The sequence below is a fragment of the Chitinophaga eiseniae genome, assembly GCF_900167135.1.
GTDB lineage: Bacteria > Bacteroidota > Bacteroidia > Chitinophagales > Chitinophagaceae > Chitinophaga > Chitinophaga eiseniae.
The window spans coordinates 120,167-144,128 of record NZ_FUWZ01000001.1; the positions used below are offsets into that span (position 1 = coordinate 120,167).

Genomic DNA, 23,962 nt, shown 5'->3' on the forward strand with positions numbered 1-23,962 from the left:
TGTAACTTTCTACTTCGAAGATAGAAATTACATTTTGTAAAATTGGTTAACCATTCGTTAACGCAAACGCTGGCCCTCATACCAGCTTTTCTTGTACCATTTTCCCTTTCCCTGATAGCATTTTCCAGCCGCTTGCACAAGCCGCAGGTTATGTATATTTTTTGTCCGATGCTATAAAAATCCGCCGTTATGAAACGACTCGTACTGCTGTTATGGACGGTATGTCTGTATCCTGCCCTGTTTGCCCAGGACATGCCCGATATGTGGACCAAATCAGGCGGCCACAACGCTGCCCATCCGGGGCTGAAATGGTTTACCAGCGCAAAATTTGGCTTATTTATACACTGGGGATTATACTCCAAACTCGGTGGCCGCTGGAAGGACAGCAGCTACTATGGCAGCGGCGAATGGCTCATGAACAGGGCAAAGGCACCGGCCGCTGAATATGCTGAGGTTGCTAAAACCTTCAACCCGCAAGGGTTTAATGCGGAAGAGTGGGCCGGCATCGCCCGGGAAGCAGGTGTAAAATACCTGGTAATAACCGCCAAACACCATGAAGGGTTCAGCATGTACGACTCCAAAGTAACGGACTTCGATATCGTAGATGCCTCCCCGTATGGTAAGGACCCTATGAAAGCGCTCGCCAAAGCCTGCCGCGATAAAGGCATTCCATTCGGCTTCTATTACTCCCAGTTCCTCGACTGGCACGAGCCTAACGGCGGTGGCAACAGCTGGGACTTCAAAACCAAAGAGAAAGACTACCAGCAATATTACCGCACCAAATCCATCCCGCAACTGAAAGAACTGCTGACCAACTATGGGCAACTGGGACTGGTATGGTTTGATATGCCTGGCGGCCTTACGCCTGAACAAACCAAACAGATGATCGACAGCCTGCGGCTGCTGCAGCCCAACTGCCTGTTCAGCAGCAGGGTAGGTCATGGTTTGGGCGACTATCGCGACTTCGGCGATTCTGAAGTGCCGCCGGTGCCCATCGCCGGCGCATGGGAGTCTATCTACACCCACAACGACTCCTGGGGCTATATCCAACACGATCTCAATTTTAAATCTCCCAAAGAAATTATACATCTCCTCTCCAACGTGGCCTCCAAAGGCGGCAACCTGATGCTCAACGTAGGGCCGGACGGTGACGGTAAATGGCCGCAGTACTCCGTTGACTACCTCAAGGCTACAGGCAAATGGTTGCAGCAATACGGAGAAAGTATTTACGGCACCACCTACGGACTCCTGCCCGCGCAGCCCTGGGGCGTTACCACCAGCAAACCAGGCAAACTGTTCCTGCATGTGTGGGAAATGCCGGCCAACCGCCAGCTGCGGCTCCCCGGCGTAGACGCACACGTAAAATCCGTTAAAATACTCGGCACCCATCAAACATTGCAGTTCCAACAACAACCCGGCGAAACGACGGTACAACTTCCGGTAACGTTGCCGGATACACGTAATACCGTGCTCGTAATGGAGTACAGCGGCAACCAGTCCGATCTCTCCCAGCTGCGCACACAAACGGTCAGCAGCCAGTACCCGCAGGCTGAAATCCCCACCATATGGGCCGTCTATAATGGTGCTGCCAAAAATAAACTGTTCACCTGGTCGCACTATTTCGGTGACTGGAAACATGATAACCTCGCCTACGGTATGATCACACCGGAAGATGCATTGGTGTTTCCGCTGGACATACAGGACGTGGGCGATTACAAGATAATATTGGATTATGCCTGTGAGAAGTCCGGCGCATCCCAACAAGGCGTAGTGACGCTCAACGGACAGCGGCTGCCTTTCCTCACCTTGTTTACCGGCGAGTACGACAGTCATCAGCCACTCCTGTTTATCCAGCATGCGATCGGTAACCTGCATGTAGATAAACCCGGCAAACACAACCTGGCTATTAAGCCGGTAGCCGGCAATAAAAAAGAATTGTTCCGCCTGCGGAAGGTCATCCTTCAGCCGGTGAAATAAGTATATGCTAAATCTTAGTGACCAATGAAAAAAATGACGCCCCTGCTGCTGACGGCAGGCATGTATGCCACACTGGCAATGGCACAAACGAAAATGCCAGCCCGTGACTGGCTGATCGATCCGAAAGGATTTACCGCCACCGCCACGGAGAAAGGGAAGGAAATTGTACTCAGCAACGGTTTGCTGAGCCGCAGTTTTCGTACTACCCCCAACGTTATCTGCACCGACTTCCGCAACCTTGTGAGCGGAGAGCAGTTGCTGCGCGCCGTAAAACCCGAAGCCCGCCTCTTTATCAACGGGCGCGCCTACCAGGTGGGCGGCGCCGCCGGACAGCACCAGAACGCCTACCTGTTGCCCGCCTGGCTCGATAATCTGCAGGCAGGCGCCAATGATTTTACATATACCGGTCACCAGTTCGCCGACATTCAACCGGTACTCCGCTGGAAAGCCAACCGTTGGTGCTCCAATCCCCGGCAGGCCACCGGAAAAGCGGTGATCTTCGCCTATAAAGCACAGGCGCCCGAATTACAGGGTGTGACGGTAAAAGTACACTACGAAGTTTTCGACGGTATACCGCTGCTATCCAAATGGCTGGAGATTACTAACGGTACCGGGCAAACGCTGAAGCTGGACCAGGTGGTCCATGAAATACTGGCCACCCCGGAAGAGGAATCCACTGTGGTGGGCAGCCCGGATAAGATAAGGACGCCGCACGGCATCTACGTGGAAAGTAACTACACGTTCAATAACTCCATGACCGCATCGCTCAGCGATCAGACCACCCACTGGAAAACAGACAGTACCTATACCTCACAGGTGAACTACGACCTGCTGACGCCCTGTCTGCTGGAAGTACATCCAAAAGTCCCCGTGGGCATCAGCATGGCGGCAGGCGAACATTTCGAATCTATCCGCACTTACGAACTGCTGCTCGACGGTTATGACCGCGAACGGAACGGTCTCGCCAAACGTCGTATGTACCGCGTACTGGCGCCATGGACCACGGAAAATCCCATCTTCATGCACCTGGTCAGCACCGACCCGGCAAAAGTGAAAAATATCGTCGATCAATGTGCTGCTACCGGCTACGAAGGCGTGATCCTCAGCTTCGGCAGTGGTCTCAATATGGAAGACACCAGTGCTGCCAACATCGCAAAATTCAAAGCACTGGCAGATTACGCTCACAGTAAAAAGGTGATGCTGGGCGGATACTCCCTGTTTTCCAGCAGGCGTATCAGTGATGAAGACGACGTGATCAATCCCGCTACCGGTAAACCCGGCGGCGCCTTCTTCGGCAACGCCCCCTGCATGGGCAGCAAATGGGGCCTCAGTTACCTCGATAAAATAAAACATTTCATCACCGCCACCGGATTCGACATCTTCGAAAACGACGGCCCCTATCCCGGCGACGTCTGCGCTTCTACTACCCACCCCGGCCATAGCGGCAAAGAAGACTCTCAGTGGAAACAGATGCAGCTGCAAAAAGGATTGTATCGTTTTCTCAATGCAAAAGGGGTATACATCAATGCGCCCGACTGGTATTTTATGGATGGCACCAACAAAATCAGCCTCGGCTACCGGGAGGTGAATTTCTCCCTGCCAAGGGCTGAACAGCTGATCCTCAACCGGCAAAATATCTTTGACGGCACCTGGGAAAAAACACCTTCCATGGGTTGGGGCTTCGTACCACTGAGCGAATACCATGGCGGCGGCGCTGAAGCTACGCTGGAGCCGCTCAAAGACCATCTCGATACCTACGACCAGCTGATGATACAGTACTATGGCGCCGGCGTACAGGCATGCTACCGCGGCCCGAGACTCTATGATACGGATGCCACCCGTCAACTGGTGCAACAGGTGGTGAACTGGTATAAAAAATACCGCGACATTCTCAATACCGATGTAATGCATCTCCGCCGCCCCGATGGCCGCGACTGGGATGGAATCATGCATATCAGTTCCTCGCTGCCGCAGAAAGCGATGGTGATGCTGTACAATCCAACAACAACGCCCATTACCCGGGAAATAACACTACCACTGTATTACACCGGACTTACGCAGTCGGTGAAGATCCGGGAGAAAGAGGGCGCGCCCAAAACGTATACGCTTGACCGTCAGTATACCGCTCATGTGAAAGTGACCATCCCCGCTTCAGGTTATACCTGGCTGGTAGCGGAATAAACATCCATTAATACAAATCCTTTAATTACGATTTATGAAGAAACTGACATTCGCCGTTATTACCCTGCTGTGTTGCCTGCAGATACAGGCGCAGGCGCAGAAAAAGATCTTCAGCGAGACACCGGAGCAAATGGAAAAACGGCTGTCCTGGTGGGTGCACGACCGCTTCGGGATGTTTATCCACTGGGGACTGTATTCCCTGCCTGCCCGTCACGAGTGGATCAAAAATTATGAGCGCATTACCGATAGTGCTTATCAGAAATACTTCGACAACTTCGATCCGGACCTGTACAACCCACGCGAATGGGCGCGCATGGCGAAAGCGGCCGGCATGAAGTATGCGGTGATCACCACCAAACACCACGAAGGCTTTTGTCTCTTCGATTCCAAATACACTGATTACAAGGCCACAAAGACCCTCATCAAAAAAGACCTGGTCAGGGAATGGGTGGGTGCTTTCAGGGCGGAAGGGCTGAAAGTAGGATTTTACTATTCACTGATTGACTGGCATCATCCTGACTTTACCATTGACCGGGTGCATCCGCAGCGTGTCAGCGACCCGAAAGAATATGAACGGATCAATAAAGGCCGTGATATGGAGAAGTACCGCACTTACCTGTTTAACCAGGTACGGGAACTGATGACCAATTATGGTAAGATTGATATGCTGTGGACGGACTTTTCCTACCCGGGTGCAAACGGAAAAGATCACAATGACTGGAATTCTGTGGAACTGCTGAAAATGGTGCGCAAATTGCAGCCTGGCATTATTGTCAATGATCGTCTCGATCTCGGCGAATATGACGATGGCGGTGATTTTGTGACACCGGAGCAGTACAAAGTATCCGAGTGGCCTACCCGTAACGGTAAGCGCATACACTGGGAAACCTGCCAGACTTTCTCCGGTTCATGGGGGTATTACCGTGATGAGACCAGCTGGAAAGATAACAAGCAGCTGCTGGTATTGCTGATCGAGACGGTGAGTAAAGGGGGCAATCTGTTGCTGAATGTGGGGCCGACTTCCCGCGGACTGTTCGATGCCCGCGCACAGGAACGGTTACATGGCATGGGGGAATGGATGAAAGTCAACGGCCGCGCTATTTATGGCTGTACAGAGGCGCCTGCCGGTATTCAGCGGCCGGATAATACCCTGCTCACATATAATCCCGACACCAAAAGGTTGTATGTGCACCTGCTCGATTATCCGTTACAACGCATAGAGTTGCCGGGACTGAAAGGAAAAGTAAAATATGCCCAGTTCCTGCACGATGGCTCTGAACTGAAAATGAAAGACACTGATAAAGGCGGACTGGCGATTGATGTGCCTGTACGCAAACCGGACGTGGAAATCCCGGTAATCGAGCTGATGCTGGAGTAGTCCGGCAGAAATAAGCAATGAGTATGAAAACGCAAAAGCGGAGGGTACAATAAGCCTTCCGCTTTTTGCGTTTTTTCAGTTATTAGAAAAAACCCTTCTTTTTGTGAGAAAAGATATTATTTTTATTGTACCATTTCTTTTTTGTTAAACATTCGGAATGAAGCTATCAGCCGGGATCGGGAAGATATCTCCGGCGCAACGGACATCATCCGGCTTCAACACACCATTATCGCAGGGAAGGTCCTAATGTCATCAACACAGCAATGGGAAAAACCATATCCGTATCATCAATTCGCCGGACACAACCAACTATCAGGTATCTGTGCAGGTTTCCGCTGTTAACGGGAACGCCTGTATCAGCTGCAGAAAAGGATGGCGGAAGAAACACTAAAACCATTAAAACCATATTTGCCCGGATGTTTTGTCAACAGGTTGCCGGGGGCCAATGAAGTAAAAAGTATACAGGATTGTAAGGTTGTCAGAGTCGTAATCAGCCAGACTGCGTGATGGTTAAAAGCAGAAAAACCCTGTTGGTTTTCCGGAATATCCAGCCAACCGTTCCGAAGAACTGAAATTTGAAAAAATAGGAGAGGCGGTTTAAAAATGTACAGAAATGGTTAAAATATAATATATATGATTAAGTATAATTTGTTAGAATTGCAAAAATAGGCGGCTTTCAAAAAGCTGATAACTAGTTGATTGTAATTCAGTTAATCCTTAATTTATTGATTTAAACCACGTTAATAGTTAGTTTTTACTCTAATATAGAACAAATTGTATATTAATATTTATTGAAAAACCATATACGTATCCGATTGACTGCTGCTAGTAATTGTATCAAATTTGTTTGGGGTATGGAAACCGTGTGAACTTTCCATTATGCAAAATATTCAGCCATACCAGCTTCCAGACTTACGGTTAAAAATGGAAGATTTTCATACGAAATATACATAACCCAAAAGGAATAATATGAAAAAAGTGGGGCCTATAAATGCTGGTCATTTAGGAGAAGGGGAAGTTTATGAGGTTGCAGCATTGCATAGCGAATCAACGAACATGTTACAACAATTAGCTAAAGATATCTGTAACCTTGTTTTTATGGATATAGAGATACCCGGATTGACTGCGATTGAGGCTGCCAGTATTGTAAAAGCTGCGTATCCCGACATAAACGTGATTTTACTGACTTTAAATGAGAAAGGTAAATCCCTGACAGAGATGCCCGCGCGGGAGGAAGGTCTGGCGGTAGACCACATACCGCCTGTGTCATTGTCAGAGTTTATATCGCAGGTTTACGAGACAGCGCTACAGTCCAATATGGTAGCAGTAAACAAGGTATTGGCGTTTTTCCGGAAAGAACGCGGAAATGCTCATGACCCCTATGGGTTATCACCCCGTGAAAAAGAAATCCTGCGTTGCCTGGTGAATGGTGATACCTACAAGCAGATTGCCGAACACTGTCATATCAGTGTGGGGACCGTCCGCTCGCATATCATGAACATCTACCGTAAACTTGACGTGAATTCCCGGTCCAATGCCATTGTAAAAGCCATGAAAGAACGGCTGGTGTGAACTTTTACCGGTTAAACTGACCAGTGCCAACAACGCACAATTGCCTGTGCCCGACGTGCTGCTATCATTAGTGGAAATGTGAATGCCCAACCTGGAGCCTGTGCCTGATTCCCTCAATGGAAACCGAACCTTTAACACGCATCAGTTAAGGTAGTGACATCTGTAAAGCCCTGCACTTGTGCCTGATCCTTCTCCGTGATAAAACCGAAATGTGCTCATCCGACATGCCGCTGTGTGTCGGGACGGAGCGTGCTATGCGCCAGATAGCCGATCTGCGGCAGGCTATCTTTATCCTGTACCCGCCATTGATACAGCAGAGAAAAGTGAGGCAGAACAGATAAAAAGTACAGGGCGCCCGACAGGTTAGCAGGAGGAAAACGACGGACACAACGTTGGGGGGATAGCCGACAGGCATCTTCTCCGCTGCTGCCTTCGCTGCAATCTCCACCCAGCAGGCGAATCAGCGGGAATCACGGCCATCACAGTTTAAAAACTACCGATAAAAGACAAAATAATAGTGAAAGTTATGCAACCGTTTGCATAACTTTCACTATTCTATTTTAAACCTGTTGCCAAAGCACGTTATGAAGAAAAAACAGCAGCAGGGAAAATAGCGCAGCAACCAAATTCAGACAGCTTTTGGAACACCGTGATACAATGAACTGCCATGAAAGGCCCGCGCCGGAAATGGCCGTAGCGGCGTTTCTTTTGACCAACAACAACAGTTATGAAAAGAACAGGATTCTGGTGGATGTTATGGTGCCTGTTATCAGGCAGTTTTCTTTGTCAGGCGCAGCAATCAACCCGCCTTACACAGCACTGGGAGTATCTCCGGGGAGACCTCGGCGGTATCTGGGAAGCCGTCAGGCCCGTTGCCGCAGGCAGCCCCGAATCTGTGCCGCTGTGGCAACAGGTAACTCTGCCACACTGCTTCAACGCCACGGATGCCGTGAGCCCGGAAGAAAACTACTACGAAGGGCCCGGCTGGTACCGCACCCTGCTGGACATCAACAACCCTTATACAAATGGCCGTACGCTGCTGCATTTTGAAGGCGCGGGACAAAAGACGGCTGTATATGTCTATACAACGAAGGTGACCACCCATACCGGCGGCTATGATGAATGGACGGCGGATATCACCGAAGCGGTGCGGCAGTTCCTTCAATCGCCGGAAGCCAAACGTTTCAAAGGGAAAGTACCGGTGTCCGTCCGCTGTGACAATACCCGCGACCTGGAAATGATCCCCTCCGACATGTCGGACTTTAACGTGTACGGCGGACTATATCGTTATGTCAATCTCGTTTATGCGCCGGCGTTATCCTTCGAAACCTTTCATCTACAAGCGGTCACCGACGCCGCCGGTAACAAAGGCACGCTGAACGTCAGCGCCGCTTTCCGTAACCCGGGCAACATCTCCCGCGGCACGCTGGAGCTCCGCCTGCTCGACCCGCAACAGAAAATCGTAAAAGAAATCCGGCAGGACATCGACATAAAAACCGGAGAACAACCACTGGCTGTCATCTCCCTGAAAAAACCAATACAGTGGTCACCCGGTCAGCCCAGCCTGTACACCGTGGAAGCCCGCCTTACCTCCACCGCCGGCACTGCCGGATGGAAAGACCATACCGGCTTCCGCCACTTTGAATTTATAAAACAGGGACCTTTCCTGCTCAACGGCAAACGGTTGCTGCTGCACGGGACCCATCGCCATGAAGATCATGCCGGCGTAGCCGCCGCGATGACAGAAGACATGGTCCGCAGGGAAATGCTGCTCATTAAAAATATGGGCGCCAATTTTATCCGGCTTGGCCACTACCAGCAATCACGCATCGTATTGCAGTTGTGCGACAGCCTGGGCATCCTGGTATGGGAAGAAATACCCTGGTGCAGAGGCGGACTGGGGGGAGATACCTACAAAGAACAGGCACGCAGGATGCTGACAAATATGATCAGCCAGCATCGTAACCATCCGGCTGTTATCCTGTGGGGACTGGGCAATGAAAACGACTGGCCCGGTGATTTTCCCGAATTTGATAAAGAGAAGATCCGCGCTTTTATGTCGGAACTAAATACCATGGCGCATCAGCAGGATAGCACGCGCAAAACTACTATCCGCCGCTGCGATTTCTGTAAAGACATCGTGGACGTATACTCGCCTTCCATCTGGGCCGGCTGGTACCGTGGCCGCTATACGGAATACAAAACCGAAAGCCTGAAAGAGATAGCCCGCGTACCTCATTTCTTTCATGCTGAATGGGGCGCCGACAGTCATCAGGGCCGCTTTGCAGAAGAGCCGGAACAGTTTATCAAACAAGTGGCTACCGGCAAAGGCGCCGACGAACGCAGCGGCGATTTCGCCCTCACCGGCGGCAACGCCAGGGCCTCTAAAGATGGCGACTGGTCAGAGTCTTACGCGGTGAACCTGGTGGACTGGCACCTGAAAGAACAGGAAACCATGCCTCAGCTGACCGGCACCGCTTACTGGGTGTTCAAAGATTTCTCCACGCCGCTGCGGCCGGAAAACCCGGTGCCTTATGTCAATCAGAAAGGCATCGTGGCCCGCGATCTTACCCCCAAAGAAATATACTACGTGTTCCAGTCGTACTGGACGGAAGCGCCCATGGCACATATCTACGGCCACGGCTGGCCCATACGCTGGGGCAGGGAAGGAGAAACCAAAGAGATACGCGTATACTCCAACTGCACGGAAGCAGAACTGTTTGTCAACGGCAAAAGCGCCGGTGTCAGAAAACGCAACAGCCAGGACTTTCCCGCTGCCGGCCTGCGCTGGCAGGCGCCGCTGCAAACAGGCGACAACCGCATAAAAGTGGTGGCCCGGAAGGGAAAACATACCATCACTGATGAAGTTACCTGGCAATACCAGACCGCCACATGGTCTGCCCCCGTGAAACTGATACTGGAAGAAGATAAAACCTTTACCGGCGATCAACTCCGTAAAGTGCGCGTAAAAGCTGTAGATGAAAAGGGGGTGCTGTGCCTCGATGCGGCCAACGAGATCACCTTTTCACTGGCAGGAGATGGTCGGCTGATCGTCGATCAGGGCACTGCCAGCGGTTCCCGGAAAGTACAGCTGGCTAACGGTCAGGCCTGTATTTTTCTGCGTACCGCCAACGGCTCCGGCACAGCGGCAGTAGCTGCTACGGCGAAAGGAATGACCTCCGGCATCACTACCATTACCTATTAACTGTATTCAAACACGACGTGCTCATGAAAAAAATTTTTACCGGAATAGGGCTGCTGATTTTTTCGTGGCAGGCGCATGCCGCCACTCCGGCCGATTCCCTGCTGAAGCTCTGGTACAAACAACCTGCCCGGCAATGGGTGGAAGCGCTGCCCGTAGGCAACGGCCGTATAGGCGCCATGGTCTTCGGCGGCGTACAGAAAGAAGAGCTGCAACTCAATGAAGGTTTCCTTTGGTCCGGCACACCGCGCAACGGCGATAACCCGCTGGCCAAAGAAACACTGCCGCAGATGCGCCAGCTGCTCAATGAAGGCAAATACAAAGAAGCCGATAAGCTGGCCAAAAAAATGATGGGCACCTATAGTGCTCGCTACATCACACTGGGCAGCCTCTTTATCGAAAACGACGTACCCCGGGAAGCAGACAGCTACCGCCGTGAGCTGGACCTCAACCGCGGCGTCAGCAAAGTTTCCTACACGGCAGATGGCGTACATTATACCCGGGAAGTCTTTTCCAGTTACCCCGCCCAGCTGCTGGTTATCCGCTACACCGCCAGTAAACCGGGCATGTTGCGCTTCCACACCACCTTCGCTAACGTGATGCCACATACGAACAAAGCGGTCAATAATCACTACCTCGTGATGAAAGGCCGCTGTCCGGAATATGTGGCCAGCCGCCCCTATGAAGCCAAACAGATCGTTTACGGCGATAAAGGCATCAATTACGAAGTGCATATAGATGCCCGCAGCAGCGGCGGTAAAATAACCGCCGATACCGCAGGGATCACCGTAAACGGTGCTACGGAGGCGGTGTTGCTGGTGTCTGTTGGTACCAGCTACAAAAGCCCGGAAGACTGGGCCGGAGACCCTGCCGCTGCAGCCGCCGCTCCGCTGAAGAAAGCACAGGGCGCCGCCTACACTTCATTACTGAACAACCATCTTGCAGATTATCAGCGGCTGTTCAGTAAAGTGGCGCTGGACCTGGGCACCGACGGCGGCGAACAACTGCCCACCGATGAACGCCTGAAGGTATACACCAGCAACGGCGGTAACCGCGATCCGCAGCTGACCACCCTGTTGTACCAATACGGCCGCTACCTGATGATCGCCGGTTCCCGTAAAGGCGGTCCTGCACTTAGCCTGCAAGGCTTATGGAATAAGGAGATGCAGCCGCCATGGGGCTCCAACTACACCATCAATATCAATACGGAAATGAATTACTGGCCTTCCGAAACGGCCAACCTGTCGGAGTGCGGCCAGCCATTGTTTGACTTCATCCACAAGATGGCTAAACGCGGACGTGTAACCGCAGCCGTTAATTACGGCGCTTCCGGCTGGACCGCCCATCATAACACAGACATCTGGGCGATGACCAATCCGGTCGGCGGCTTCGATTTCAGCGACCCCAACGGAAATCCTAAATGGGCAATATGGCCCATGGGCGGGGCCTGGCTGAGTCGTCACCTGTGGGAACACTACCTGTTCACCGGCAATAAAAAACAGCTGGAACAGATGTATCCCGACCTGAAAGGCGCTGCTGAATTCATGCTCGACTGGCTCATTAAAAATGATAAAGGGCAGTGGGTCACCAATCCCTCCACTACTCCTGAAAACAATTTCCTGATTGACGGAAAAAGGGAGGGTTCCGTGAGCATTGCTACCACCATGGACCTGTCTATCATCCATGATCTGTTTACCAATACCCTGCGCGCCGCGGCAGTATTGGGCAAGGACGCCGAACTCGCCGCAAAAATAAAAGACCGGATGAAAGATATATTCCCTTTCCAGGTAGGACAATACGGTCAGCTGCAGGAGTGGTATAAAGACTGGGACGATCCGAAAGACAATCACCGTCACGTATCCCACGTGTACGGCCTCTTCCCGGGTAATTTTATTAATCCGCGCAGAGACACGGTACTCGCGGCGGCGGCTAAACGCAGTTTACTGATGCGGGGTGATGGCGGAACCGGCTGGTCTAAATCCTGGAAGATCAACTGGTGGGCGCGCCTCGAAGACGGCAATCACGCCTATACGATGCTGAACAAACAGCTGTTCCTCGCCGGCGGCCAGGAAGTGAGCGTAGCTGATAACAGCGGCGGATCTTATCCTAACCTGTTCGATGCGCATCCGCCCTTCCAGATAGACGGCAACTTTGGCGTTACCTCCGGTATTACCGAGATGCTGGTACAGAGTCACGACGGTGTGGTGCACCTGTTGCCCGCGCTGCCGGACGCATGGCCTTCCGGCAGTGTCAAAGGCCTGAAAGCGCGGGGCGGCTTTGAAGTTGATATAGCATGGAAAAATGGGCGGCTTGTCCATGCGACAGTACATTCCCTGCTGGGAGGCAACCTGCGCATCCGCACAGCAAAACCGGTGCAGGTGAACGGTACAGCCATGCAGCCTGCGGTGGGCGACAACAGCAATTCATTTTATCCACTACCCATACCGGTAAAAACCGAGGTGAAAGATGCGTCTAAACTGGCGGAGCTGTCACTCAAAAAAGTATATGAATACGATGTGCCCACGGTAGCAGGTAAAACCTATGACATCCGATGAGTTTCAGAACAACGATATTCAGTATAGCCGTTGGCGTTGTATCCGCTACTGCCACGGCGCAGGTGAAAGGCGATGACGATGGCATCCTCGCCCAGAAAGCCGCCAGCCGTGATAAAGCTGCCATTGATTCGGCGGTACATGGCTGGTGGACTGCCTCCATGAAAACCCATGACCAGCGCATCGCCTGGTGGCGGGAAGCACGCTTCGGCTGCTTTATCCACTGGGGCGTATACTCGGTGCCCGGTGGCGAATGGAACGGCAAAAAGGTGGAAGGTTATGCCGAACACCTGATGCGGAAAGAAAAAATCGGCCGGCAGGAGTATGCGGAGAAACTGATACAATACTTTAACCCGGCACACTTCGATGCCGACGCCTGGGTGAAAATGATCCGTGATGCAGGCATGCGCTATCTCATTATTACGGCCAAACATCACGATGGCGTGGCGATGTATCCCACTGCTATCGGAGATTACAGCATCCGTCAATCGCCTTTTAAACAAGACCCGATGGCGGCGCTGTCGGCCGCCTGTAAAAAGTACGGTATCCGTTTCGGCTTTTATTATTCGCATGCTTTTGACTGGGAACATCCGGACGCTCCCGGTAATGACTGGGACTATCATAATCCCGGCGGGGACAAAAACCTGTATGGCGGTACCAACTGGTACGACGCTCATCCGGAGCTGCTACCTAAAGCTGTGCAGTATGTCAACGAAAAAGCTATTCCGCAGATACACGAGCTGCTGCGCAAATATCATCCGGACATCCTCTGGTTTGATACGCCGCACAAGCTGCCACTGAGTGAGAACATCCGTATCCTGGAAGCCATTCGTGCGGTAGACGACCAGGTGGTGGTCAACGGAAGGCTGGCCCGCACGAGCGCCATTTCCTTCGGCGATTATAAGAACACTTCCGACCGGCCGGCGGAGTTTTACCCTGTAAGCGGCGATTGGGAAGCGATTCCCACGACCAACGAATCATATGGGTATTCCCGTTATGACAGCAGTCATAAACCGGTAGGTTTCTTCATCCGCCTGATGGCCAAGGCAGCCGCAAAAGGCGGGAACCTGCTGATGAACATCGGCCCGGAAGGCGATGGCTCCATAGACCCACGGGATACTTTGATCCTGCACGGTATTGGCGGCTGGATGCAGCAGAACGGGGAGAGTATCTACGGCACTACTGCTACGCCGCTGCCGGCGCAACCCTGGGGCGAAAGCACCCGCAAAGGCAATAAACTGTACCTGCATGTGTTTCAATGGAACAATCCCTTATATGTAGGCGGTTTGTACGGAAACGTGGAAAACGCATACCTGCTGGCTAACAGGCAGCCGGTGAAAGTGACCCGCGTGACCCCGAAAGACCTGAGCATCACCCTGCCGGAAACCGCGCCGGACAGTGTGAACAGCGTAATCGTCCTCGAAATGAAAACCATGAAAGGGGATAGCGTGCGGGTATTGGATACCCGCCGTATCACCAACGTGCTGCGGGCGTTCGATGCCACACAACACGGCAAAGGTTTCTCCTTCGGCGATGGTAAAAAGGCCGCCTATTATGTATATGGCTGGAAAAACACAGACCAGTACCTCAGCTGGAAGGTGCGGACCACCCGCGATGCCGTGTTTAACATTGGCATCAAATACGCTACAGACCAGCCTCCTGGCAACGCCTACGAAATCCGTATCGGTAAAAATGTGATCCTGGCGGAGGTGGCCTCCGCCAGGAAAACGGAGATCGTTACACAGGCATTGCAGGAAATAAGACTGCCGGCAGGAGAATATGAGATCACCATGAAGCCGGCACAGATCAGCGGTCCCGAATTAATGAGACTATTTGAAATCACTATGCAACCAAAATAACGTTATGAAGAAACCCTCCCTGATAGTAACAGCTTGTTTGCTGCTGGGCCAGTTGCTGGCGCGTGCAGGAGAAACAGACCAGTTTATAAAATCGCTGAAAGCCAGTCCCGCTGCGGTGTACCAGCCGGATGGCACGGTAGCCCCGGCCACGGTGAAGGTGGTACGCAACTGGTCCGGAGAATTATGCAATGTGCGTGTAGTCAATACCGGTAGTCAACCGGTAAAACTGAAAGAAGTTGTGCTGGGCGCCGTGGGCAAAGTGTTGCCATCCTCTACGCCCTTTTACGCTGAGGGTTTTCAAATGCTGACGCAGTCGGCCGGCACATTGGAGGCGCCTAAAACATTAGGCAACTACACAGATGAAGGGCACTATAAAATACCGAAGCCAGACGGTTACCTGGCTGTTTACAACCTGCTGCGGCTGTATCCGGCGAACGACGTGCAACTATTGCTGGGGTACACTTCCAGTAACCGGTTTGTTGGCAAGTTCTATCTCTCTGCGGATACCATCAAGGCGGTAGTAGACCTGGAAGACCTGGAGCTGGCGCCAGGCAAGGAGTTTAAACTGGAGGAACTGATGGTGCTCAGCGGTAAGGACGGCAACAACCTGCTGGACCGTTTCGCTGACCGCATTCATCATTTCCATCCACGGCTGGCGTTCAAAGCGCCACCCAGCGGCTGGTGCTCCTGGTATTGCTTCGGCCCCAGGGTGACCGCTCAGAATATTTATGATAATCTCGATTACATTAAAACCAATATCCCTGCGCTGAAATACATCCAGCTGGACGATGGTTATCAGCCGCATATGGGCGACTGGCTGGAAGTGGGTAATTCTTTTGGCGGCAATGTGCAGCAGGTGCTGCATACCATCCGTGATAAAGGGTTTGAACCGGCTATCTGGGTAGCCCCTTTTATCTGCGACAGCAATTCTGCCATTTTCAAACAACATCCCGACTGGCTGGTGAAAGACAATAGCGGTAAGCCGCTGCGCAGCGACCTGGTTACTTTCGGCGGCTGGCGTCTGAAGCCGTGGTATGTGCTGGACGGTACCCATCCGGAAGTACAACGGCATTTTGAACAGCTGTTCCGTACCATGCGCAACGACTGGGGGGTGACTTACTTCAAGCTCGACGCCAATTTCTGGGGGGCCATTCACGGTGGTGTTTATTACGATAAAAACGCCACAAGGGTGGAAGCTTACCGCCGTGGCATGACTGCTATTCTCAAAGGCACCCGCGACGCCTTTATCCTGGGATGTAACCATCCGTTGTGGCCCTCGCTGGGGCTGGTACACGGCTCCCGCAGCAGTATGGACATCAAACGTACCTGGACCGTATTTGAAAAGTCAGGCCGCGAGAATCTCTATCGCTCCTGGCAGAACGGCCGCCTGTGGTGGAATGATCCCGATTGCCTGGTGCTCACCGGCAACATGCCTGACAATGAATTTAATTTCCATGCAGCGCTGATTTATGCTACCGGTGGTATGATGCTCAGTGGCGACGATCTGACGAAAATATCTCCCGAGCGGCTGAGTATGCTGCGCAAAGCGGTGCCGCCCACGGCGAAAGCGGCCGCTTTCACCGATACCAATTTTGAGGTGGGAGAAGTCAACACCGCAACAGGAAAAAATATTATCTTACTCAACTGGCAGGCATCTCCCAAAAAAATAACGGTGAAACTGGATAAACCCTGTGAGGTACTGGATTACTGGACGGGGAGAAGTTATGGCAGGCACACCGGCAGCTTTACCATGGAAGTGGGAGGGCATGACGGAAAGGTCATCACACTCACACTCACGCAAAGTCGCTAAGCAACATAAGCAGCAAAGGAGCGAAGATCACCCTTTGCTGTTTTTCTCATTTTTCCTGCCTCTTTGCGTGATCTTCTTTTTTTCTTATTATTCTTAGCGTCTTTGCAGCTTGGCGCCTTTGCGAGATCTTCTTTTTTTTCTTATTTTTCTTAGCGTCTTTGCTGCTTGGCGTCTTTGCGAGATCTTCTTTTTTTTCTTATTTTTCTTAGCGTCTTTGCTGCTTGGCGTCTTTGCGTGAACAAATATTAATTCCTATGCGGTACGTTATATTGTTTTTATTACTGTTCGCCGGGCAGGCGCAAGCGCAATCCCCGTTGCTGAAGAAAGTGCTGCGGGACACCAAACCCGCTATCCTGGAACGTGCCGGCTGGGCGCTGCAACAGATGCCGCTGACGATTACAGCGTTTAGCTGTGACCGTAGTGCGGGGGACAAGCATGATTTTTATTCCGAAGGCGATTACTGGTGGCCGAACCCTGCGTCTCTCGACAGTCCGTACGTGCAGCGTGACGGGCAAAGCAACCCGGATAATTTTGTGAAGCACCGGGAGGTGATGATCCGCTTTAGCCGTGTGATGGGAGCGCTGGCGGCAGGTTATGTGGCCACTAAAGACAAAACCTACCTGCAGCACGCGCTGGTACATGCCCGTGCCTGGTTTGAAGATGAGGCTACGCGAATGAATCCCAGCCTGCTGTATGCACAGGCTATCAAAGGCAGGGTTACCGGCAGGGGCATTGGCATTATCGATACCATTCATCTGCTGGAGGTGGTGCAGGCACTGCGGATCATGGAGAAGGCGGGCATGATACCGCCGGCCGACCTGGTGGCGTTTAAGCATTGGTTTACAGCTTATCTGAACTGGATGACTACCCATCCTTATGGTAAGGACGAGATGAACGCGAAGAACAACCATGGTACCTGTTGGGTGATGCAGGTGGCCGCTTTTGCACAGTTTACCGGTAACCGGGAGTGGACCAGCTTCTGCATCAACCGGTATAAAACCGTATTGTTACCCGCACAGATGGCGGAAGACGGCAGTTTCCCGCTGGAGCTTCACCGGACTAAACCCTACGGCTACTCGTTGTTTAACCTCGATGCGATGAGCACTATTTGCCAGTTGCTGAGCGACAAAAAGAATAACCTCTGGCGATATACGGCGGAGCGGCGTAATATGGCCAAAGGGATTGCTTTTCTGTATCCTTATGTGAAAGACAAGAGCACGTGGCCCTATCCCAAAGATGTGATGTATTGGAGCGAGTGGCCGGTGGCCCAGCCTTTCCTGTTGTTTGGGGCGGCGGCTTTTAATAATATGGATTATTACCGTCTGTGGCTGATGTTAAACCATGATCCTCAGGTAGAAGAAGTGCTTCGCAACCTGCCTGTCCGCAATCCCGTGATTTATTTGTGATTTACGATTTTTTTTAATATCTTTAGGTTCCTATGAAATAAAACTTTAGAGGTATGAGTTGGATGAACGACTTGTATGTCATTTACCAGAAACTGGATGCCAACAGTTGTGAAGCGGTAAAAAACGACATTCTTAAAGCCCAGATCGATGGCTGCAGCCGGGGTGAAATTTACTTCCTGGTATTACAGCAGCTGGTGCACATAAAAAGGGAAAAAGCGCCTGTTTATGAACTGATTAAAGGAGAGGTGGAAAGCTTTATCCATTACAGTAGCAATCCGTACAGGCTATCCGCCTAATTCTTCTATCAGTTTCTGCACCTTGACATAATTGGGAGCCTGGGGTGGTATTTTGAGTAGCCAGTCCAGACATTCCTGCTTGTGTCCCTCCTTAAGATAGCTCAGTCCCATGTAAAAAGCAGCTTCATATTTGAGGTCATTGCTTTGTTGGTATACCTGTACCAGGTCAGCCCGTGCCGGCTGGAGCTGGTTCAGGTCTACTTTGCATACGCCGCGGTAGTAGCGGGCGTAGAGGTTATTGGGGTATTGTTGCAGTACTTTGTCCAGTATGGTGATGGCGTCGGCAAAATGGCCGCGGTTGAATTTTTCAATGGCTTCTTTCGGTAGCCGGAGGCTGTCTGCGTCGGGGGCCTGCATTTCAGTGGAGGCGAACTGGCGGTAGATATTTTTCCGCCATGGGCTGACGTACAGCATGATGGCGATACCTGCGGCAAAGAGGGCGATGAGGATCACCGTATTGCGGATAGGCGTAGGCGTACTTTCTTTCTGTGCAAACCAGGCATTGCGGCGGGAGAAGAGTTGATGCAGCAGGGCATCCCGGGACGGGTCTTTACAGATGCGTTGCGCCAGCAGCTGGCGGAACAGTTCAAATCGTTTCACCTGCTGATTGAGCGTGGCGTCTGTTTTCAGCCGTGCATCGAAGAGCCTTTTTTCTGCTTCCGGCATCTGGCCTGCCAGGAAACGATCGGCAGCAACGAGGTCATCTGCAGTCATGCCGCCGGATTTTAATTTGGCGTCGAGATCTTTGAAGAGGGAAAGGTAGCAGGACTGTCTGTTGGCGGGAAGTTCCCGCACCGGTATTTTAGTGGCGACGGCGATGTCCTCCTGCAGGCAGTCGGTGAGCGACCAGCTCAGCAGTTCTTTGCAGGTATCGCTGAGTTGGAGATAATAACTGTAGGCGAGCCTTCTTTTTTCGCCTTCTTTCAGCACATCTTCTATATCGATCATATCATCGCGGGTGAGGGCGGCGTTTTCTTCCGCTTCCATGCCGGCGATGCGTTGTCCTCTTCTTTCCAGTTCCCGCTCCCATATGCGCTTGCACAACAATTGAAGAAAGGGTTCAAAGGAGCTTACCTGCAACGGATGGCGCCGCGCATAATAGTAGATGTCCATCAATGCTTCTTCGAAAATATGGGCTGCGTCTTTGACAGTGCCGCTCTTTTGCAGTATGAAACGTTTCTCTTTGGAGGCGAAACGCTGGTAGATATCATCAATAATTTCCGGAGAGTGATGCAGCAAGCCCTCAATGTAGTCCTGGTCGTAGTGTATTTCAGGTGACATACCTATCGTTTTTGCCTTTTCGTCTGTATTAAAAATATTAAACCTTCCCGAGGTGGCCTAATTATTTATTCTGTGCGCCGGCTTTTGTATCTTGCCGGTTGTACCAGTTTCCCAGCCACAGGACAGTAATTTTTTGCACCTATGCCAGCCATTGATGAGCTGATTATACGTTTTATTCAAACGCCACATGATCCTGCGTTACAGGAGGCTATTGCGGCGTTGGTCGCTGAAAGCCCTGAGCAGGCCCGTTATGTGGAAAACAAGCTGGCTGCATGGCTGGCAGCCGCTACCCCCCCTGTTGCAGCCACCGCTGCGGTGAAAACAACATTGATGCCGGCTTTCCTGTATTCCATTAAAACATGGGTATCAGCGGTAGTGTTGCTGGTACTGGCAGTGATACTGTTGTTGTTAAATTCCCGTGCAACACCCCGTAAACTGCTTTCTCACGTCAACAATACCGGCCGGATAGACTCCCTGCATTTTCCGGGCGGGTATATTATACTGAACAAAAACGCGGCCATTTCGTTCGATAGCAGTCAGCGGCAATCGATATACGCGGTGATATCGGAAGGAGATGTGTTTATAGACCTTGGCAGTAACACTTCCTGTACCGTGCTGGTTCCGGGAGATTATCAGCTGGAAACCACGGCCGGGGCTTTTCATGTGCAAGCGTCCGCCAGTCGTACCAAAGTATTTGTCACCCGGGGAGCGATTGGTGTTTCCGGGAAAAGGCCGGACACCATGACGCTCACTGCCAGTATGCAGGGAACGCTGGACCAACAGCGGGCGCCTGCCCGGAAGCAGCTGGCCAGCCAGGCTCCGCTGGCATGGAAAACGGGAGAACTGGCTTTCCGTAATGTGCCGGCGGCGGAAATACTGGAGGCGGTGAGTGGTGTGTATGGTATCCACATAATGGTCCCGCCTTCCGCAGAAAGCCTTTGCGCAAAAAAGTTAACGATCAACCTGAATAAAAAAACTGAGAAAGAGACGATCGCGTTGTTACAGCAAAGCCTGTCCGCCCATCTGGTAAAAGACAGTATGGACCGTTATTACCTGACGATCAAATAAAGCAACAGGCATCCTGTAGCGCCGGAAGGCCGGGCTGGTGACGGGGCGGGTTAAAGACTTGGGAATGCTTACAGTACAGGGGTTTTATGGCAATATTACAGGTTCAGTCCTGCATGCAGGCGCAGGAGAACCGCTTTTAAGGTGGTGATGTCTTCTTCTCCTACGACATCGATGTAGCTTGCTTCTATTTCCTTGATAGACTCTGAGGCCTCTATCATCAGCATCTTTCCCATATCGGTGAGGAAGATGAGGCTGGCGCGGTTGTCGGTGTCATGTTTGCGGGTGGCGATGTAGCCATCTGCTTCCAGGTTTTTCACCACTTTGCTCATGGCCTGTTTGCTGATGCGGGCTTTTTTAGCCAGCTCATTGTTGATCGTACCGGCATCGTCGATGTTGATGAGAACGACCATGTCGCCCGGACGGAAATTTTTGTAGCCCCGTTCCAGCAGTTTTTCTACCAGGTGCTGGTCGAGATCTTTTTTTACGAGGCTGAGCAGGCGGCCCAGGCTGGACTTTCTCCTGGCAAGGGAAGCCTCGTATCTTTCTTCTGTTGTACTCATAAATACTGTATGTAGGTAGGTTTGGTATGTGAAACGGCGAAGGGCTGACACGGCGTCAACCCTTCGCTCAATATGATTATGGTAAAGAACAGTGCTGTTTGTACACGTAATCAGCCATTACGGTATGGTCTCAAATATGCTTTCTGCCCTGGCGTAGCATCTCAGTCCGACGATGGTATTGCTTATCCCCACCCTTACTCTTTGTGCAGACCTGATGCTGGTAGATGTCAGTCAATCAGAGCCTAAAGCCCCCGCGATGCCCATTTCCAGGCCCCTCAGCTCTGCCAGGCCGCGCAGGCGGCCGATAGCGCTGTAACCGGGATTGGTTTTTTTCTGCAGGTCATCCAGCATCTGATGCCCATGGTCCGGCCGCATTGGAATGGAAACATTGCGGCGTTTCATGGTGAGCAGGATGTTTTTCACCACGGCAAACATATCTACGTCGCCTTCGAGGTGGTTGGCTTCGTGGAAGTTGCCCTGTGCATCACGCTGGGTGCTGCGCAGGTGGATGAAATGGATATGATCGCCCAGCCGTTCGATCATGCCCGGCAGATCGTTATCGGCACGTACACCGTAGGAACCGGTGCAGAAGCACAGGCCGTTGGAGGCGTAAGGAGCGGCTATCAGCAGCTCTTTGGCGTCCTGCTCGGTGCTGACGATACGGGGCAGCCCAAAGATAGGGAACGGAGGATCATCCGGATGGATGGCCAGTTTCACGCCCACCTCTTCCGCTACCGGCGCTATCTGTTGCAGGAAATAGAACAGGTGCAGCTTCAGCTGGGTAGCGTCAATGCCTTTGTATTTGTCGAGTGCCGCCTGGAACTGTTCGAGCGTGAAGCTTTCTTCAGAACCGGGCAGACCGGCGATAATGTTTTTCTGCAACAGCTGTTTGGACTCGGTGGTCATGCTGTCGAAATGTTCCTTGGCACGGGAGATATCCTCTTCGGTATAATCTTTTTCCGCATCGGGACGTTTCAGCATGAACAGATCGAACGCCATAAACGCAGCTTTTTCGAAACGCAGGGCCCTGGAACCATCGGCTACTTCGTAGCTCAGGTCAGTACGGGTCCAGTCCAGCACCGGCATAAAATTGTAGGTGACTACGTGGATGCCGGCAGCAGCGAGGTTACGGATAGATTGCTGGTAGTTGGTAATGTATTCCCGGAAATTACCGCGCTGCGTTTTAATATCTTCATGAACAGGGATGCTCTCTACTACAGACCAGGTGAGGCCCGCCGCTTCGATCTCCGATTTACGCTTTAAAATCTCTTCTGTCGTCCACACTACTCCATTGGGTACATGGTGCAATGCTGTTACGATACCGGTAGCACCGGCCTGTTTTATATCAGACAGGCTAACCGGATCATTGGGCCCGAACCATCGCCATGTCTGTTCCATTCTCAGCATAATGCAATATTAGTTTTAGTAAAATCCAGAACTTGTGAATCAAACCCCAAAAATAGAATCTATCAGCAGATAATCAAAGTTTAATACAGGGTTTATGTGAGCAATACTATCATGAGGTCCATCACGTTGGTTTGCGTAGGCCCTGTAATCAGTAACCCGCCTGCTTTTGAGAAGAATGTCCAGGCGTCCTGCCGTTGCAGGAAATCCTGCGCGTCCAGTTGCAGGGCGGTCGCTCTTTCCAGCGTATGGTTATCTGCGATGGCGCCGGCAGCATTGGTCGGCCCGTCGGTACCATCGGTACCGGCGCTGAGCAGGGTAATGCCTTCATGGCCCGCGAGCGCAATGGCGGCGGCCAGCGCCAGCTGCTGATTGCGGCCTCCTTTGCCGTTGCCCGTGACCTGCACCGTCGTTTCCCCGCCGGCCAGCAAACAGGCCGGACGCGGCCCTTCATAGGTCAGCGCTGCTGCTGCCAGTGTTGCTGCTACCGTATGGGCATCGCCGGTAGTGTCTGACGCCAGTACCTGCGTATGGTAGCCCAGGCTGTGCGCTTTGTCGGCCGCGGCCTGCAGGGCAATGTGATTGGTGCCGGCGAGATAGTGATGTACCCTGCTAAAAGAAGCATCGCCTGCTTTGGGCGTATCAGGAACAATACCTGCCACACCGTCGCTGAGATAACGCCGCAAAGAGAGGGGCAGCTGTTCCGGCAGCCGGTATTTTTCCAGGATAGCCATAGCGTCCGCAAAAGTAGACGGGTCGGGCACTGCCGGCCCTGAACCGATCACGCTCAGATCGTCTCCTACCACGTCGCTCAGCACCAGCGTGCATAACGTGGCCGGATATATGTTTTGTGCCAGCCATCCGCCTTTAATTTTAGAGAGATGCTTGCGCACGATGTTCATTTCGTGAATGCCGGCGCCACTGTTGAGCAACAGGGTGAACAGCTGCTGCACGTCTGCCAGGGAACTGCCTTCCGGCACATCGGCCAGCAGGGCAGAAGCGCCGCCCGACAGCAACAGTATCACCAGGTCGTTTTCGCCGGCAGCGGCGGCTGTTTCGAGGAAACGCCGGGAAGCTTCCAGGCTGTGTTCATCCGGCACGGGATGACCGGCTTCCAGCAGCTCCAGGTGCTGCAGCGGCAGGGCATGACCGTATTTGGTAACGACAAAACCCTCCGGACGGATGTGCCCTTCCAGTACTTTTTCCAGCTCCTGTGCCATCGCAGCGGAAGCCTTGCCCGCACCCAGCACGATCAGGCGCCCCTGTGGGGGCACAACATAATCATCTCCCGAAATAACAAGGGTGGAAGGGGCTTTTACCTGCACATGACGGCGTATCAGCTGCACGGGGTGTACAGCAGATACCGCATGCATGAAAATGGATTGTATGTCTCCGGCAGCTGAGATAGTAATACCT

At 52.1% G+C, this 23,962-nt stretch carries 15 protein-coding genes; 11 read left to right on the forward strand and 4 right to left on the reverse strand.

Features of this window, described 5'->3' with window-relative positions; all coding sequences use genetic code 11:
* The first annotated feature begins 189 nt into the window (after nt 1-189).
* From B5D63_RS00440 to B5D63_RS00485, 10 genes are all read left to right on the forward strand, one after another.
* Nucleotides 190-1,977, forward strand: coding sequence for an alpha-L-fucosidase (locus tag B5D63_RS00440; protein WP_078666821.1), 1,788 nt, complete (start codon nt 190-192; stop codon nt 1,975-1,977).
* A 24-nt stretch (nt 1,978-2,001) separates the two neighbouring features.
* Entirely contained in the window at nt 2,002-4,158 is a 2,157-nt protein-coding gene (locus B5D63_RS00445) for an alpha-galactosidase (protein ID WP_078666822.1), read from the forward strand.
* Between the two features lie 34 nt (nt 4,159-4,192).
* Nucleotides 4,193-5,536, forward strand: a complete 1,344-nt coding sequence (locus B5D63_RS00450) for an alpha-L-fucosidase (protein WP_078666823.1) — start codon at nt 4,193-4,195, stop codon at nt 5,534-5,536.
* A gap of 1,056 nt (nt 5,537-6,592) precedes the next feature.
* Entirely contained in the window at nt 6,593-7,108 is a 516-nt protein-coding gene (locus B5D63_RS00455; protein WP_159455840.1) for a response regulator transcription factor, read from the forward strand.
* A 727-nt stretch (nt 7,109-7,835) separates the two neighbouring features.
* Nucleotides 7,836-10,313: a glycoside hydrolase family 2 TIM barrel-domain containing protein gene (locus B5D63_RS00460; RefSeq protein ID WP_078666825.1), complete on the forward strand. Its 2,478-nt coding sequence runs from the start codon at nt 7,836-7,838 to the stop codon at nt 10,311-10,313.
* A gap of 23 nt (nt 10,314-10,336) precedes the next feature.
* A complete protein-coding gene (locus tag B5D63_RS00465; protein ID WP_078666826.1) occupies nt 10,337-12,865 on the forward strand; it encodes a glycoside hydrolase family 95 protein in 2,529 nt (842 codons plus the stop codon).
* Nucleotides 12,862-14,721, forward strand: coding sequence for an alpha-L-fucosidase (locus B5D63_RS00470; RefSeq protein ID WP_078666827.1), 1,860 nt, complete (start codon nt 12,862-12,864; stop codon nt 14,719-14,721). Before B5D63_RS00465 ends, B5D63_RS00470 begins: the two co-directional genes overlap by 4 nt.
* Nucleotides 14,722-14,725: 4 nt before the next feature.
* Nucleotides 14,726-16,531: a glycoside hydrolase family 36 protein gene (locus tag B5D63_RS00475; protein ID WP_078666828.1), complete on the forward strand. Its 1,806-nt coding sequence runs from the start codon at nt 14,726-14,728 to the stop codon at nt 16,529-16,531.
* Nucleotides 16,532-16,785: 254 nt separating this feature from the next.
* Nucleotides 16,786-17,937: an alginate lyase family protein gene (locus tag B5D63_RS00480; RefSeq protein WP_078666829.1), complete on the forward strand. Its 1,152-nt coding sequence runs from the start codon at nt 16,786-16,788 to the stop codon at nt 17,935-17,937.
* A 53-nt stretch (nt 17,938-17,990) separates the two neighbouring features.
* Nucleotides 17,991-18,233 carry a hypothetical protein gene (locus B5D63_RS00485; protein WP_143312712.1) on the forward strand — a complete coding sequence of 81 codons (243 nt, stop codon included), beginning with the start codon at nt 17,991-17,993 and terminating at the stop codon, nt 18,231-18,233.
* Here B5D63_RS00485 and B5D63_RS00490 read toward each other — a convergent pair.
* A complete protein-coding gene (locus tag B5D63_RS00490; protein WP_078666831.1) occupies nt 18,222-19,514 on the reverse strand; it encodes a tetratricopeptide repeat protein in 1,293 nt (430 codons plus the stop codon). The genes B5D63_RS00485 and B5D63_RS00490 overlap by 12 nt on opposite strands.
* A 141-nt stretch (nt 19,515-19,655) precedes the next feature.
* On the opposite strand from B5D63_RS00490, the gene B5D63_RS00495 reads away from it, so the two are divergent.
* Nucleotides 19,656-20,582 carry a FecR family protein gene (locus B5D63_RS00495; protein ID WP_078666832.1) on the forward strand — a complete coding sequence of 309 codons (927 nt, stop codon included), beginning with the start codon at nt 19,656-19,658 and terminating at the stop codon, nt 20,580-20,582.
* Between the two features lie 95 nt (nt 20,583-20,677).
* Here the strand turns inward: B5D63_RS00495 and B5D63_RS00500 are convergent, their stop codons facing one another.
* The 3 genes from B5D63_RS00500 to B5D63_RS00510 form a co-directional block, all read right to left on the reverse strand.
* Complete coding sequence (locus B5D63_RS00500) at nt 20,678-21,142, reverse strand: MarR family winged helix-turn-helix transcriptional regulator (RefSeq protein ID WP_078666833.1); 465 nt, start codon at nt 21,140-21,142, stop codon at nt 20,678-20,680.
* Between the two features lie 231 nt (nt 21,143-21,373).
* Entirely contained in the window at nt 21,374-22,549 is a 1,176-nt protein-coding gene (gene uxuA / locus B5D63_RS00505) for a mannonate dehydratase (RefSeq protein WP_078666834.1), read from the reverse strand.
* Nucleotides 22,550-22,641: 92 nt separating this feature from the next.
* Complete coding sequence (locus B5D63_RS00510; protein WP_317044767.1) at nt 22,642-23,958, reverse strand: glycerate kinase type-2 family protein; 1,317 nt, start codon at nt 23,956-23,958, stop codon at nt 22,642-22,644.
* Between the last annotated feature and the right edge of the window lie 4 nt (nt 23,959-23,962).